13 protein-coding genes and 1 tRNA gene are annotated in these 15126 nt (G+C 69.6%); 9 read left to right on the plus strand and 5 right to left on the minus strand.

Translation table 11 applies throughout. The features are described 5' to 3' along the window. Nucleotides 1-46: 46 nt before the first annotated feature. Together IE277_RS08070 and IE277_RS08075 are read right to left on the minus strand one after the other, a co-directional pair. Entirely contained in the window at nucleotides 47-1345 is a 1299-nt protein-coding gene (locus IE277_RS08070) for an MFS transporter (protein WP_189949917.1), read from the minus strand. A 277-nt stretch (nucleotides 1346-1622) separates the two neighbouring features. Then, a complete protein-coding gene (locus IE277_RS08075) occupies nucleotides 1623-3173 on the minus strand; it encodes a potassium/proton antiporter (RefSeq protein WP_373310745.1) in 1551 nt (516 codons plus the stop codon). Nucleotides 3174-3396: 223 nt separating this feature from the next. Here IE277_RS08075 and IE277_RS08080 point away from each other — a divergent pair, with 223 nt between their 5' ends. After that, on the plus strand, nucleotides 3397-6231 hold the full coding sequence (locus tag IE277_RS08080) for a penicillin acylase family protein (protein ID WP_189949921.1): 2835 nt from the start codon (nucleotides 3397-3399) through the stop codon (nucleotides 6229-6231). A 131-nt stretch (nucleotides 6232-6362) separates the two neighbouring features. Here the strand turns inward: IE277_RS08080 and IE277_RS08085 are convergent, their stop codons facing one another. Continuing rightward, nucleotides 6363-6944: a 5-formyltetrahydrofolate cyclo-ligase gene (locus IE277_RS08085; RefSeq protein WP_189950170.1), complete on the minus strand. Its 582-nt coding sequence runs from the start codon at nucleotides 6942-6944 to the stop codon at nucleotides 6363-6365. Between the two features lie 140 nt (nucleotides 6945-7084). On the opposite strand from IE277_RS08085, the gene galU reads away from it, so the two are divergent. From galU to IE277_RS08120, 7 genes are all read left to right on the plus strand, one after another. After that, nucleotides 7085-7996: a UTP--glucose-1-phosphate uridylyltransferase GalU gene (galU, locus tag IE277_RS08090; RefSeq protein ID WP_189949922.1), complete on the plus strand. Its 912-nt coding sequence runs from the start codon at nucleotides 7085-7087 to the stop codon at nucleotides 7994-7996. Then, nucleotides 7993-9315: a molybdotransferase-like divisome protein Glp gene (gene glp, locus IE277_RS08095; protein ID WP_189949923.1), complete on the plus strand. Its 1323-nt coding sequence runs from the start codon at nucleotides 7993-7995 to the stop codon at nucleotides 9313-9315. Before galU ends, glp begins: the two co-directional genes overlap by 4 nt. Before the next feature lie 136 nt (nucleotides 9316-9451). Then, nucleotides 9452-9931: a cyclic pyranopterin monophosphate synthase MoaC gene (gene moaC, locus IE277_RS08100; RefSeq protein ID WP_189949924.1), complete on the plus strand. Its 480-nt coding sequence runs from the start codon at nucleotides 9452-9454 to the stop codon at nucleotides 9929-9931. Continuing rightward, the gene (locus IE277_RS08105; protein ID WP_189949925.1) at nucleotides 9928-10428 is read left to right on the plus strand and encodes a MogA/MoaB family molybdenum cofactor biosynthesis protein; all 501 of its coding nucleotides are present in this window, start codon (nucleotides 9928-9930) and stop codon (nucleotides 10426-10428) included. Before moaC ends, IE277_RS08105 begins: the two co-directional genes overlap by 4 nt. Before the next feature lie 20 nt (nucleotides 10429-10448). After that, on the plus strand, nucleotides 10449-11153 hold the full coding sequence (locus tag IE277_RS08110) for a GNAT family N-acetyltransferase (protein ID WP_189949926.1): 705 nt from the start codon (nucleotides 10449-10451) through the stop codon (nucleotides 11151-11153). A gap of 187 nt (nucleotides 11154-11340) precedes the next feature. After that, nucleotides 11341-12618, plus strand: coding sequence for a divisome protein SepX/GlpR (gene sepX, locus IE277_RS08115; protein ID WP_189949927.1), 1278 nt, complete (start codon nucleotides 11341-11343; stop codon nucleotides 12616-12618). A gap of 126 nt (nucleotides 12619-12744) precedes the next feature. Beyond that, nucleotides 12745-12818 (plus strand) — tRNA-Ala (locus IE277_RS08120). 121 nt (nucleotides 12819-12939) lie between these two features. Here IE277_RS08120 and IE277_RS08125 read toward each other — a convergent pair. Further along, a complete protein-coding gene (locus IE277_RS08125; RefSeq protein ID WP_189949928.1) occupies nucleotides 12940-13416 on the minus strand; it encodes a GNAT family N-acetyltransferase in 477 nt (158 codons plus the stop codon). An 82-nt stretch (nucleotides 13417-13498) separates the two neighbouring features. Between IE277_RS08125 and IE277_RS08130 the strand changes: the two genes are divergently transcribed. After that, nucleotides 13499-14302 (plus strand): exodeoxyribonuclease III, encoded by an 804-nt coding sequence (locus tag IE277_RS08130; RefSeq protein ID WP_189949929.1) that lies wholly within the window; start codon nucleotides 13499-13501, stop codon nucleotides 14300-14302. 45 nt (nucleotides 14303-14347) lie between these two features. Here IE277_RS08130 and IE277_RS08135 read toward each other — a convergent pair whose 3' ends face one another. Next, nucleotides 14348-14983, minus strand: a complete 636-nt coding sequence (locus tag IE277_RS08135; RefSeq protein WP_189950172.1) for a MerR family transcriptional regulator — start codon at nucleotides 14981-14983, stop codon at nucleotides 14348-14350. Between the last annotated feature and the right edge of the window lie 143 nt (nucleotides 14984-15126).

The following is a 15126-nucleotide window of genomic DNA, read 5'->3' on the forward strand; positions in this document are numbered from 1 at the left end:
ACTCAATGAGTGCTAACGACGGTCCATAGTGACGTATTCCCGGGGATCAGTCCACCGTCACCGGCACTCGGTGACCGACGCCACGTGCGACGGTACGGTTCTGCTGCCTCGCGACCAGCCTCGATCGCAGCGCCAGCAGGGTCACCAGCGCGAGCACGGTGCCGGCCATCGGCACCAGGAAGCCCGCACCGCCCCACAGCCGGTCCTCCAGCTGTCCGGCGACCGTGACGGCGGCCGCCTGCCCGAGTGCGACCGCGCCCGTCAGCCAGGTGAAGGCTTCCGTGCGCGCGCCGGCCGGGACCAGGCCCTCGACCAGCGTGTAACCCGTGATCAGCGCCGGCGCGATGCACATGCCGACCAGCAGGCCCAGCCCGGCGAGCAGCAGCACCGAGTGCGCCGTCCACAACGCGGACGCGATGATCGCGAGCGCCGTGTAGCCGACGACCAGGCGGCGCTGCGGGGAGGTCTTCCAGGCGATCGCGCCGCAGACGATGCCGGACAGCATGTTCCCAGCGGCGAAGACGCCGTACAGGACACCGTTCAGGCCGGGCTCGCCGATCGATTCGGTGAACGCCGCCAACGACACCTGCATGCCGCCGAAGACGGACCCGATCCCCAGGAAGGTCACGACCAGCACGCGCAAACCCGGTACGCGCAGCGCGGAGGCCTGCTGCACGCGCCCGTGCCCGCCCTCATCGGTCACCGGCGGCTGTGTGCCCTTCTGTGCGGCGAACAGCAGACCGCCGACGAGGGTCAGCGCGCCCTCCGTGATCAGGCCGGCCGCCGGCGTCACGGTGGTGCACAGCGCAGTCGCCAGCAGCGGACCGAAGACGAACGTTAGCTCGTCCGTGACCGACTCGAACGCCGCCGCGGTGGTCATCAGGGGCGAGCCCTGCAGCTTCACGCCCCAGCGCGCACGCACCATGGGGCCGACCTGCGGCACCGAGGCGCCGGTCGGCACGGCCGCCAGGAACAGCGCCCACAGGGGCGCGTGCGCCAGCGCGAGCGCTGTCAGTGACAAGCCCGACAGCGTGTGCACCAGAATGCCCGGGATCAGCACGGCGCGCTGGCCGTGGCGGTCGGCGAGCCGGCCGGTGTACGGCGCGCACAGCGCCATGGAGACACCAGTGACGGCCGCGGTGGCGCCCGCGGCGCCGTACGAGCCGGTGGTGTGCTGCACCAGCAGCACGATGGAGATGGTGAGCATCGCGAACGGCTGGCGCGCGGCGAAGCCGGGAAGCAGGAAGGTCCAGGCGCCGCGGGTGCGCAGCAGCTGGCCGTATCCCGGGCGGGACGAGACCGACGAGATCTTCTCCGGCTCGGTGGTGGTGACCGTGGATCCCACGGCCCGTGCCTTTCTGCCGCCTGGTAGCGCGGGCCCCGTGTGGGCCAAGACGCCGAGAGCTGTCCTCTTGCGCGGACTGCGGTAGATGCCGGCGCCCACTGCGGGTGGGGGCGATGCGGCCGCCATACGGTCGCGCCAGCTCTGCGTCAGGCAGAGTTGGTTCGATCAAAGTGTGCCTTCATGGTACAGGGAGCATCAGGTCCCTTGGCTGTGAAAACGGGCACCATGCCTGAGGACACCTGGGATTTCACGGAATGTGAATCTGGTGAACGCCCTTTTAACGCGTGGCGCTCGCTCCGTTCGCCCCCAGCCAGCCCGCCAGCTTGCCGCCGTGGGCAACCGCGCGCAGGCGTCGTTCCGCCGCGTCGCGCACCGGGTCGGTGGCGACGACGAGTAGCTCGTCGCCCCGGCGCAGCACGGTCGTGGGCAGCGGAACGAACGATTTTTCATCCCTGACGACGAGGGTGACCGCAGCACCGGGGGGCAGGCGCAGCTCGTTGACCTCCACGCCGTGCATCCGGGAGCCTGCGGGGATCGAGATGGACAGCAGATGCCCGCGCAGCCGCTCAAGAGGTGCCGACTCGATGCCGAGGTCGGAGGTCTCGCCCTGTTCGCCCAGCCGCAGCTTGCGCGCCAGCCAGGGCAGGGTCGGGCCCTGGACGAGCGTGTACACCACGACCAGTACGAAGACGATGTTGAACACGCGACGGCTGCCGGTGACGCCGTTCACCATCGGAATGGTGGCGAGGATGATGGGCACGGCGCCGCGCAGTCCCGCCCACGACATCAGCGTCTGTTCCTGCCACGGCACCCGGAACGGCGCCAGGCTGAGCACCACGCTCAGCGGGCGGGCCATCATGGTCAGGACGAGACCGATGACCAGAGCCGGCCAGACGTCGTCGCCCAGCTCGTGCGGGGTGACGAGCAGGCCGAGCAGGACGAACATCCCGATCTGGGCGATCCAGCCGAGTCCCTCGGCGAAGCCGCGCGTGGCCGGCCAGTGCGGAAGCTTGGCGTTGCCGAGCGTCATCGAGGCGAGGTAGACGGCCAGGAAGCCGCTGCCGTGCGCCAGGGCGCCGGCGGCGTACGCCGTGACGGAGATCGCCATGACCGCGATCGGGTAGAGGCCGGACGCGGGCAGCGCCACGTGCCTGAGCCCCCAGGAGCCGATCCAGCCCACCGCGAGCCCTACAGCGGCGCCGATGGCCAGTTCCAGGGCTATCTCACCCAGCAGGACGTACCAGTGCTCGACAGGGCCGGCCGTGGAGAAGGCGACGACCAGGATGACCACCGGGGCGTCGTTGAAGCCGGACTCCGCCTCCAGCGTGCCCGTCACGCGCGGGGGAAGGGGAACTCTGCGCAGCACGGAGAAGACCGCTGCCGCGTCCGTCGACGACACCACAGCGCCGATGATGAGAGCCTGCCGCCACTCCAGGCCGATCAGATAGTGCGCTCCCGCCGCGGTGACACCCACGCTGACGGCGACGCCGAGTGTCGCCAGGATCGAGGCGGACGACAGGACCGGCCTGATCTCCTTCCACTTCGTGCCGAGACCGCCTTCGGCAAGGATCACGACCAGGGCCGCGTACCCCATGACCTGGGTCGCTGCGGCGCTGTTGAAGTGGATCTCACCCAGGCCGTCCTGGCCCATGAGGACACCGATCGCCAGGTAGACGAGCAGGCTGGGGAGCCCGCTGCGGGAGGAGACCCGCACCGCCGCGACGGCGACGAGCAGGACCACGGAGCAGACGAGCAAGAGCTGGTTGAGGTGGTGAACAGTCAGCGGCGGTTCCCTTCCTTGGCCCGCGCGCCGGAAGCGCGAGCTCACGTACACAAGACCCGAGGCTGCGGCGCGCCGCACCCAAGTACTTCGTTACTTTACCTAACTCTTGACGCTTTCTTGACGCTTGCAGGGTCAAGATCGAACGCTCGTGCGCGCCAGTTCCCGACTCCGCGTCAAGCGGCGCAGGGCCCTGCGCCTATGGTTGCTCCAGCGCTCATTCAAAGTCACAGCCCGACCTGCCGCTCGCGTTAGGACAGCAAGGACAGCGATGCCCCCCAACACCACCGCCACAACGGGTGACAAGCCCGCCAAGTCCGGCAGGAAGAAGGGGCGCAAAGCCCGACTTATCGTGCTCGTGCTGGTCCTGGCCATCATTGGCGGCATCGCCTACGGCGCGTACTGGTCGATCAGCACCGTCCGGGCCTCCTTCCCGCAGACCAAGGGAACGATCAAGCTCGACGGCCTGTCCGGGCCGGTCGACGTCAAGCGGGACGGTAACGGCATCCCGCAGATCTACGCGTCCTCAGACGAGGACCTGTTCATGGCCCAGGGCTACGTCCAGGCGCAGGACCGGTTCTACGAGATGGATGTGCGCCGGCACATGACCTCCGGGCGCCTGTCGGAGATGTTCGGCAAGAGCCAGGTCAAGAACGACGAGTTCCTGCGCACCCTCGGCTGGGACCGGATCGCCAAGAAGGAGTACGACACCAAGCTGTCGGCCTCCACGAAGAAGTACCTCGACGCGTACGCCAAGGGTGTCAACGCCTACCTTCAGGGCAAGGACGGCAAGGACATCTCCCTGGAGTACGCGGCGCTGGGCTTCACCAACGACTACAAGCCGCAGCCGTGGACCCCGGTCGACTCCGTCTCCTGGCTGAAGGCGATGGCCTGGGACCTGCGCGGCAACATGCAGGACGAGATCGACCGCGCCCTGATGACCAGCCGGCTCGGCCCGCAGCAGATCCAGGACCTGTATCCGGAGTACCCGTACAGCCGCAACAAGCCGATCGTGCAGGAAGGCCGGTACAACCAGCTGACCAAGTCCTTCCAGCAGAGCGGCGGCACCGGAACCTCGCAGAGCACCGGCATGACGAGCACGTCGGGCGCGACGGGTACGTCCGGTACGACCGGCGGCGCTATGGGCGCCTCTGGGGGCTCAACGGGGGCGACCGGCTCCTCCGCCTCGTCCGCGACCGGATCGTCGCTCACGAGCCAGCTGGCGGGCCTTTACAACGTCCTGGACGACGTTCCTACCGCCGTCGGTGTGAACGGTCAGGGCATCGGATCCAACTCGTGGGTGGTGTCCGGGAAGTACACCATCACCGGTAAGCCGCTGCTCGCCAACGACCCGCACCTGTCGGCGTCGCTGCCGTCCGTCTGGTACCAGATGGGCCTGCACTGCCGCAGTGTCTCCAGCACGTGCCAGTACGACGTGACCGGCTACACCTTTGCCGGTATGCCCGGTGTCGTCATCGGCCACAACGCCGACATCGCCTGGGGCATGACCAACTCCGGGGTCGACGTCACCGACCTCTACCTGGAGAAGGTCAGCGCGAACGGCTACCTGTACGACGGCAAGGTCCGGCCCTTCACGACCCGCGAGGAGACCATCAAGGTCGCCGGCGGAGCGTCCAAGACGATCGTCGTGCGCCAGACCCAGGACGGGATGCCGCTGCTGTCCGACCGTGACGACGAGCTCGTCCAGGTCGGCAAGAGGGCCACGGTCAACTCCGCAGCGCCCGACCGTGGCGACGGCTACGGCATCGCCCTCAGGTGGACCGCGCTCGACCCGGGGACCTCCATGGATGCCGTCTTCGCCATCGACAGGGCGACGAACTGGAATGACTTCCGCCAGGCCTCCGCCCTGTTCGACGTCCCCTCGCAGAACCTGGTCTACGCCGACACCGACGGAAACATCGGCTACACCCTGCCCGGCAAGATCCCCACGCGCTCCTCTCTCGACGACGGTTCCATCCCGGCGCCCGGCTGGGAATCGAAGTACCACTGGACCGGCTTCATCAAGCAGAAGGAGCTGCCCTACGAGTTCAACCCGGAGCGCGGCTACATCGTCACCGCCAACCAGGCCGTGGTCGACAAGGACAAGTACCCGTACACCCTCACCACCGACTGGGGATACGGCACCCGTAGCCAGCGCATCACCGACCTGATCGAGTCCAAGATCAAGAACGGTGGCAAGGTCTCCACCGACGACATGCGGCAGATGCAGCTGGACAGCAGCAGCGAGATCGCCAAGCTCCTGGTGCCCAAGCTGCTGAAGATCAACCTCGACGACAAGCACGTGCGCGAGGCACAGAAGCTGCTGGAGGGCTGGGACTACACCCAGGACGCCGATTCCGCGGCGGCCGCCTACTTCAACGCCGTCTGGCGCAACGTCCTCAAGCTCGCCTTCGGTAACAAGCTCCCCAAGGAGCTCCGCGTCAAGGGACAGTGCCTGTGGGCCGACAAGATCGACAGCACCGGCCCGGTCGACGACGACACCAAGGTGCGCGAGTGCGGCCAGCGCGATGCCGACCAGGCGCAGCCGGACGGCGGGGACCGCTGGTTCGAGGTCGTGCGTACCCTGATGGACAAGCCGAACAGCGACTGGTGGAAGACGCCCAAGTCGGGCACCCGTCCGGCGGCGAACAACATGGACCAGCTGTTCGCCCGCGCCATGATCGACGCCCGCTGGGAGCTGACCGCCAAGCTCGGCAAGGACATCGACACCTGGAGCTGGGGCCGGCTGCACCGCCTGTTCTTGAAGAACCAGACACTCGGCACCGACGGCCCCAAGATCCTTCAGTACATCCTCAACCGCGGTCCCTGGGAGCTCAGCGGCGGTGAGGCCACGGTGAACGCGACCGGCTGGAACGCCGCCGGCGGCTACGGCGTCGTCTGGGTGCCGTCCATGCGGATGGTCGTCAATCTTGCCGATCTCGACAAGTCCAAGTGGATCAACCTGACCGGCGCCTCTGGGCACGCCTTCAGCGCGCACTACACGGATCAGACGGGCATGTGGGCCAAGGGTGAGCTGTTGCCCTGGTCGTTCTCGGACAAGGCGGTCGACAAGAGCACGAGCGACACACTCGTCCTCAAGCCGTGAGGCACTGACGGCACAGTACGAAGCGGCCCTCCACGCACGCGTGGAGGGCCGCTTCGTCGTATGGGGGAGCGCTGTACCGGTAGCGGGGCGCGCTGTGCAGTCCCGCGGGATGGGGGCGTGAGGGCGTCCGGTCAGGTACTCGGGAAGCGGCGCACGCCGGAGGGCGTCACCACCGCGTGCACCGGCTTGTCGTGCGCCTCCGCCGGGACGTGTGCGACGACCTCCGTGTCATACAGCAGCACAACGAGCCGGGGGCGTGCGCCCGCGCGCTCCAGGCGGGCCAGTACGCGGTCGTACGATCCTCCGCCGCGCCCCAGACGCATCCCGCGCGCGTCGACCGCGAGCCCGGGCAGCAGGATGACGTCCGCGGCTGTCACCGCGTCCGGGCCCAGACGTGCGCCGGAGGGTTCCAAGAGCGCTATTTTCCCGGCGCGTTGGACCCGTGTGAGGGAACCTGGGCCGGCGTACTCGCCCCAGTCCAGGTCGTTGTCGGGCAGGAGCGCGGGGAGCAGGACCCGCGCGCCCCGCGCACGCAGCGCGTCCAGAAGCGCAGGCGTACCAGGCTCGCTCCCGACGGAGACGTACGCCGCCACCGTGCGCGCGTGCGCCAGCTCGGGCAGCTCCAGGGCACGCTCCGCCAGCGTGCGGGCGGTCTCGTCCACGTCATCGTCCGTCAACCTGTTCCTCACCGAGAGGAACTCCCGCCGCAACATTCGCTTGTCAGGCTCGCTCGTGCGTCCGTCGTGTTCCACGGGTCGTTCTCGCGTCCTTCTTGATTGTTCAATGCAGTCATAAAGGGTCAACCAACGGGAGCCACAGTTTTCCCACAAAGGCACCGGATATGGTGGCGGGCATGACTCAGTCGCACCCCAGGATCAGCAAGGCTGTCATTCCCGCGGCAGGCCTCGGCACCCGGTTCCTGCCGGCCACCAAGGCCACTCCCAAGGAGATGCTGCCGGTAGTCGACAAGCCGGCGATCCAGTACGTGGTCGAGGAGGCCGTGTCGGCGGGGCTCGACGATGTCCTCATGATCACCGGACGCAACAAGCGTCCCCTCGAGGACCACTTCGACCGAAACTATGAGCTGGAGTCGGCGCTCGGGAAGAAGGGTGACGCCGAACGCCTCGCGAAGGTGCAGGAATCCAGCGACCTGGCGACCATGCACTACGTGCGCCAGGGCGACCCCAAGGGGCTCGGGCACGCTGTGCTGTGCGCTGCTCCGCACGTCGGCCGCGAGCCGTTCGCGGTGCTTCTGGGTGACGACCTGATCGACCCGCGCGACCCGCTGCTCCAGCGCATGATCAAGGTCCAGGAGCAGCACGGCGGCAGCGTGATCGCCCTCATGGAGGTCGCGCCGGAGCAGATCCACCTCTACGGCTGCGCGGCCGTGGAGGCCACCGGTGACACCGACGTCGTCAAGGTGACCGGGCTGGTCGAGAAGCCGGACCCGGCGGACGCCCCGTCGAACTACGCGGTCATCGGCCGTTACGTCCTGGACCCGCACATCTTCGACATACTGCGGAAGACGGAGCCGGGCCGCGGCGGCGAGATCCAGCTCACCGACGCCCTCCAGCAGCTCGCGACGGACGAGAAGGTCGGCGGGCCGGTGCACGGTGTCGTCTTCAAGGGGCGCCGCTATGACACAGGCGACCGTGGCGACTATCTGCGTGCCATTGTCAGACTCGCGTGCGAACGTGAAGACCTGGGCCCGGACTTCCGGACCTGGCTTCGCAGTTACGTAGCCGAGGAGATGCAGCAGTCTTGAGCAGCGCCGCGACCCGCCCCGCCGGTCCGGACCACCTGTGGTCGGTGGACGAGCACCTGGAGGACATCCTCGAGACCGTCCGTCCCCTCGAACCCATCGAGCTGCAACTGCTCGACGCCCAGGGCTGCATTCTTGTCGACGACGTCACGGTGCCGGTGTCCCTGCCGCCGTTCGACAACAGCTCCATGGACGGGTACGCGGTGCGGGTCGCGGACGTCGCCGGCGCCAGTGAGGAGTTCCCGGCCGTCCTGGAGGTCGTGGGCGACGTCGCCGCGGGAGCGACCGACCCGGTCCGGGTCGGTCCCGGCCAGGCCGCGCGCATCATGACCGGCGCCCCGCTGCCGCCCGGTGCCGAGGCTGTCGTCCCTGTCGAGTGGACCGACGGTGGGCTCGGAGAGGGCCCGGTGAGCGGTATGCGCGCCCGCAGCCTGGCCCCCGAAGGCGCCGAGGGGCATGTACGCGTGCACCGCCCCGCCGAGGCACGCGCACACGTGCGCGGCAAGGGCAGCGACGTGAAGGCCGGCGACCGCGCCCTGGAGGCCGGGACGATCCTCGGCCCGCCGCAGATCGCGCTGCTGGCGGCGATCGGCCGCGGCACGGTACGCGTGCGCCCGCGCCCGCGCGTGGTCGTCCTGTCCACGGGCAGTGAACTCGTCCAGCCCGGTGAGGATCTGGCCCACGGCCAGATCTACGACTCCAACAGCTTCGCCCTCACCGCCGCCGCGCGGGACGCCGGCGCCATCGCCTACCGGGTGGGAGCCGTCGCCGACGACGCCGAGACCCTCCGTGCCACCATCGAGGACCAGCTCGTCCGCGCCGACATGCTGGTGACCACGGGCGGGGTGAGCGTCGGGGCGTACGACGTCGTGAAGGAGGCGCTGTCGTCCGTCGGGGACGAGGACGAGGCGGGCAGCGGTGTGGAGTTCCGCAAGCTCGCCATGCAGCCCGGCAAGCCCCAGGGCTTCGGCTCCATCGGGCCGGACCACACACCGCTGCTGGCCCTGCCGGGCAACCCTGTGTCGTCGTACGTCTCCTTCGAACTGTTCGTCCGTCCCGCCATCCGTGCCCTGATGGGTCTCACGGACGTGGACCGGCCCCGCGTTCGGGCCACCCTGAAGGCGGACGCGGCACTGCGCTCGCCCAAGGGGCGTCGACAGTTCCTGCGCGGTGTGTACGGCGACGGTGAGGTGACCCCCGTCGGCGGTTCCGGCTCGCATCTGATCGCGGCGCTGGCGCACGCCGACGCGCTGATCGTCGTCCCCGAGGACGCGGAGTCCGTCGAGCCCGGCGCTGAGGTGGAGGTCGTGCTGCTGGGCTGAGGCACGCGCGCGTGCACGCGCGGTGGGTCCCACGGGGTCCTGGGCCGGTGCCTGCGCGGACATGGCGGTACCGTGTCGCGCACAACAGGCCCGCGCACCGCACTGTGACGGGCCCGGACCGGGAGCGGCACACACCATGAGTACGCAGGACGGACTGACACACATCGACGAGGCGGGCGCGGCCCGCATGGTCGACGTATCCGGGAAGGACGTGACCGCGCGCACCGCCCGTGCCAGCGGACGCGTCCTCGTCTCAGCCCGAGTGGTCGAGCTGCTGCGCGGCGAGGGAGTGCCCAAGGGCGACGCCCTCGCCACGGCGCGCATCGCCGGCATCATGGGCGCCAAGCGCACCCCGGACCTGATCCCGCTGTGCCACCCATTGTCGGTGTCCGGTGTGAAACTGGATCTGTCGGTCGCGGACGACGCCGTGGAGATCCAGGCCACCGTGAAGACGACGGATCGTACGGGCGTCGAGATGGAGGCCCTCACCGCTGTGACGGTCGCCGCGCTCACCGTGATCGACATGGTCAAGGCGGTCGACAAGGGAGCGGTCATCACGGACGTACGTGTGGAGGAGAAGACGGGCGGCAAGTCGGGCGACTGGAGCCGGGCATGACCTACCGCGCTCTGGTGGTCACCGCCTCCAACAGGGCTGCCGCGGGCGTCTACGAGGACAGGGGCGGTCCCTTGATCGCCGACGGCCTGAAGGGCTTCGGGTTCGACGTCGACGGGCCCCAGGTCGTCCCTGACGGGGACCCCGTGCAGGCTGCCCTGCGCGCGGGAGTCGACGCCGGCTACGACGCCATCGTCACCACCGGTGGCACCGGTATCTCTCCCACCGACCGCACGCCCGAGGCGACCCGCGCGGTGATCGACCGCGAGGTGCCGGGCATCGCGGAGGCCATCCGGGCCTTCGGGAGGGAGAAGGTCCCGACAGCGGCGCTCTCGCGAGGCCTGGCCGGGGTGGCCGGGCGGACCCTGATCGTCAATCTGCCGGGCTCCACGGGCGGAGTGAAGGACGGTCTCGCCGTGCTGGAGCCTCTGCTGACCCATGCCGTCGACCAGATCCGTGGCGGGGACCACCCCAGACACAGTAGCGGGGGTGCGAGCTGAACAGCCCATCCTGGCCCGTCGTGCTGGCGGACGGCGATGTCGTCCTCCGGCCGATAAGGCTGCGCGACCAACGGGCCTGGCGCGAGGTGAACCGGCGCAACCGGGACTGGCTGCGCCCCTGGGAGGCGACCATCCCGCCGCCCACGCCGAGCGGACCGATCGCGCACCGGCCGACCTATCGCCAGATGGTCCGGCACCTGCGTTCCGAGGCCAACGCGGGCCGGATGCTGCCGTTCGTCATCGAGTACGAGGGGCGGCTCGTCGGGCAGTTGACGGTCGCCGGAATCACCTGGGGATCGATGTGCTCGGGGCACATCGGCTACTGGGTGGACGAGACGGTGGCAGGGCGCGGGGTGATGCCGACGGCTGTCGCGCTCGTGGTGGACCACTGTTTCCACACCGTCGGGCTGCACCGCATCGAGGTCTGCATTCGTCCGGAGAACCGGCCCAGCCGCCGGGTCGTGGAGAAACTCGGATTCCGCGAGGAGGGGCTCCGGCCGCGCTATCTGCACATCGACGGGGCTTGGCGCGACCACCTGGTGTTTGCGCTCACGGCGGAAGAGGTGCCCGACGGGTTGCTCGCGCGGTGGCAGCGGGCACGCTCTCAGGCAGAGCGGCGCACCGGTCGCCCGGATGGTGAAGAGGGCGCGGGTGGTGCCGCTGGTGCGCCGGGCGCACCCGGCCCGGCGCGCAATCCGCAGAACACGCCGGGGAATCCCACCTAGCCCTCGCAAATTGAATGCATGTTCGAAATTGTTCGCCCGTTGACCGTCTCGGGGCATTGAAATTCATGGCTGTGGCAGCCTGCTGATCGCATCGATCGCAAAAAAAGCTGGAAATATCAGCCAGATCGTGCGACACACCGGCCCAATTGGCGGATGGCCTCGCGCAAACCCCTCTACGGTGTGAGACGTGAGCAGCAGCGGCCTCATCTACGCAGTCATTGTCGGGGCCTGGGCCGCCTACTTGGTGCCGATGTGGCTCCGTAGGCAGGACGAGCTGAACGAGGCCCGTCCGACGGAACGCTTCAGCACCGCCATCCGGCTGCTGTCCGGAAAGGCGGGAATGGAGCGCCGGTACGCCAAGGACCTGCGGGCGCGCTCCGCCGAGGAGGGGGAGCCGGGCGCCGGCGATCCGGACGCCGTCACCGACTCGGTGGACGTCCGGGCCTTCGCCATGCCTCCGACCCGCCGACAGGTTCATGTCGACGGTGAACCCGAGGCGCCCGGGAAGCCGGAACCGGCACGCGAACAGAGCGCCACGCCGGCGCCCAAGTCCGCACCGGTGTCCGGCTCCGCGCCCGTATCGGGTTCCGCGCCCGCATCGCCTTCGGTGCCCGCGCCGAAGCGGGTGCCGTCCGCGCGACGTACGTCTTCGGCTTCGGCGCAGGCGGCCGCAGCGCGTGCCCGGCGCTTGAAGGTCCTCGCGCGCCGTCGGCGCACGACCGTGATGCTCTTCCTCGCCTTCACGCTGGGCGCCGTGGTCGCCGCCGTCGGCGGGCTCGCGTTCCTGTGGGTGCCCGCCGTACCGGCCGTGCTGCTCAGCGGGTACATCGCGTATCTGCGCACCCAGGAGCGCCGCCGTTTCGCCTACCAGATGGACCGTCGGCGCGCTGAGGTCGCGGCCCAGCGGCTGCGGGAGCGGGAGCGCCAGCCGCGTCGGCGCGTGTCCCTCGACGCGAGCCCTGGTGCGGACGATTCGGAGGAGGTCTTGCAGGCCGATACGGACACCGGTCTCTCCGCGCTCGCCGCGGACCGGCGCGCGCTGGTCGAGCAGACGGATCACGCCGAGTGGGTCGACCAGCAGCGCGAGCGGCAGCGGCGGCCCGGCGGGGACAGCTGGGATCCGGTGCCGGTACCGCTGCCGACGTACGTGACCGCGCCGGTCGCGCCGCGTGCCACGTCCGATGTGGATCTGGGGGCGCCCGACACGTGGAGTTCGGCGCGTTCCAGCTCCGTCGCGCCGGAGCATCGGGCGAGCCGCGCGCAGCAGGCCGAAGCGGGCGAGCGGGCGCCCGCGTCCGGGGGCAAGCCGGCGGACGGTCGCAGTGATGCGTTCCCCAACGCCCGAGCCCGTTCGCGTGGGGCGGCTCCGGGCGCCGCCGCCGCGCGCCGGGCTCGCGAGCGCGGACGCACGCCCCTCTTCGATCAGTACGAGGACGGCGACCGCCCGCGCGCGGCCAACGAGTGATCTTGCGCCACCTTTGTCGGCGCATCCCGTGCCGTACACGCCCCCTGCGGAAACCTTGGCCGTGACCAGTGAGGGAGCGGATTTCCAAGCACCCCGATCGGGATGCTAAAGTTTCACTCGTTGCAAGGGCCTGTGGCGCAGTCCGGTAGCGCACCTCGTTCGCATCGAGGGGGCCAGGGGTTCAAATCCCCTCAGGTCCACGCAGCATGGAGCCCCTGTCGGCGGTAGTCGGCAGGGGCTCCATCGTGTTTGTGCGCGACTGAGGCTCGCGCACAGGCCCGCCGGGACTCAAGCGGGCCTGGTGTGATTCGAGTTACCCGCTCAGAGGGCCTTCGCGAAGCAGCGGCTCTCCTCGTGGTGGCGGTAGTAGCCGAACTTGGTGCACGGTTCGTAGCCGGTGGATACGTACAGGGCGATGGCCTCCGGCTGTTTGGTGCCCGTCTCCAGGACCATGCGTATCCGGCCTGCGGCGCGGGCGTCCTCTTCCAGGGCCGTGAGCATGCGGCGCGCGAGGCCCCGGCCGCGCATGCCCGCGACCACGTACATGCGCTTGAGTTCGGCGTCGCCGTTCTCGTTGCCCTCCTCGTTGCGGTCCTGGCTGCGCCAGCCGCCGGTCGCGACAGGGTGGTCGTGCTCGTCGTACGCGATCAGGTACACGCCCCGGGGCGGGGCGAAGTCGGCGGCGTCGAGGATAGTGGCGTCACCGCCGTCGCCGTAGCGCTGGTGATATTCGGCCTGGACCTCGTCGTTGAGCTTGACGGCGTCGGGGTGATCGAAACGAACGCGACGTATATTCATGCGGAGTATCGTACTTCTATGCGGACGGCAATTGTCGGGCTGTGCGGGCGGACCACGACCAGTGTGCCGGTATCGTGCCCTGGTGCTGACTGTGACCTCGGTGAACGTGAACGGACTGCGAGCCGCCGCCAAGAAGGGCTTCGTGGAGTGGCTCGCGCAGACCTCCGCGGACGTCGTCTGTCTGCAGGAGGTGCGCGCCGAGCCGCACCAACTGCCTGAGCAGGTGCGACAGCCCGACGGCTGGCATGTCGTGCACGCTCCGGCTGCCGCCAAGGGGCGCGCGGGCGTCTCCCTCTACACGCGGCGCGAGCCCGACCGCGTCCGGGTCGGATTCGGCTCGGACGAGTTCGACGGCAGCGGGCGCTATGTCGAGGCCGACCTGCCCGGCGTCACGGTCGCCTCCCTGTATCTGCCCTCCGGCGAGGTCGGCACCGAGCGGCAGGACGAGAAGGTCCGCTTCATGGGTGAGTTCCTCGATCACCTCAAGGCGCTGCGTGAGCGGGCCGCCGCCGACGGTCGTGAGGTCGTCGTCTGCGGCGACTGGAACATCGCCCACCAGCAGGCCGACCTCAAGAACTGGCGCGGCAACACCAAGAACGCCGGCTTCTTGCCCGAGGAGCGGGAGTGGCTCGGTCGGGTGTTCACCGCCGAGGAGGGTGGCTACGTCGACGTCGTGCGTGCTCTGCACCCCGAGGTCGACGGGCCGTACACCTGGTGGTCGTACCGCGGGCGGGCCTTCGACAACGACTCCGGCTGGCGCATCGACTACCACGTCGCCACGCCCGGTCTCGCAGGCAAGGCCGTCAAGGGCCTCGTCGAGCGCGCGGCCACGCATGCCGAGCGCTGGTCCGACCACGCGCCGGTGACCGTCGTCTACGACCTGTAGGCGTACGACCTCGGCGCGCGCCTTGTCTGACGCGCCGGGGCGCACTCAGGTGTCCTGCGCGCCTGCCTCCTTGTTGAGGCGCCGGTCCAGGGCCAGGGAGAGTTCCGCCTCCACGACGCTGCGAGCCAGGGGGCGCAGCCGGTGGAGATCCTCCTCGGGGGCGTGGCGCAGGATCAGGTCGGCGAAGATCTCGGCCAGGGCGTCGGCGTGTTCGCGGACCCGGGTGGCGGCCATGAGGACCTCGCCGAGCGGGATGCCCTCGCGGACCAGCGCGGAGGAGACGTCCAGCAGGCGGCGGCTGATGTGGACGATCTCGTCGCCGTCGGTGCCGAGGTAGCCCAGTTCCATGGCGGCGGCGAGGTTCTCGGGGGTGACCTCGCCCTCGAAGCGGGCGGCGAGTTCCTCCGGGGTGAGGCGGACCGGTTCCTCTTCTGTGGGCGTGCCGACGCCGAGGACGTCGGCGACGTCGCGGCCGTGGTCGAAGGCCTCGGCCAGTTCGGCGATGCCGTTGAGGGTGTGGCCGCGTTCGAGCAGGGCGGCGATGGTGCGCAGACGGGCCAGGTGATGGTCGTCGTACCAGGCGATACGGCCCTCGCGGCGGGGCGGCGGGATCAGCTTGCGCTCACGGTAGAAGCGCAGTGTGCGCACGGTGATGCCGGCCAGTCGGGCCAGCTCCTCCATGCGGTACTCGCGCGGTCCGGTGTCCCGCGCGCCGTGGTGCGCGCTGTGCGCGCCGTCCCGGTCTTCGCGCCGGCCGCCTTGATCCGCCTTGCGTGCCCCGTCGTCTGCCACGCCCGCAGCCTATGTTGTACCGCCGGTAACTT

The organism is Streptomyces alanosinicus (genome assembly GCF_014650595.1).
In the GTDB taxonomy this organism is placed as follows: Bacteria; Actinomycetota; Actinomycetes; order Streptomycetales; family Streptomycetaceae; genus Streptomyces; species Streptomyces alanosinicus.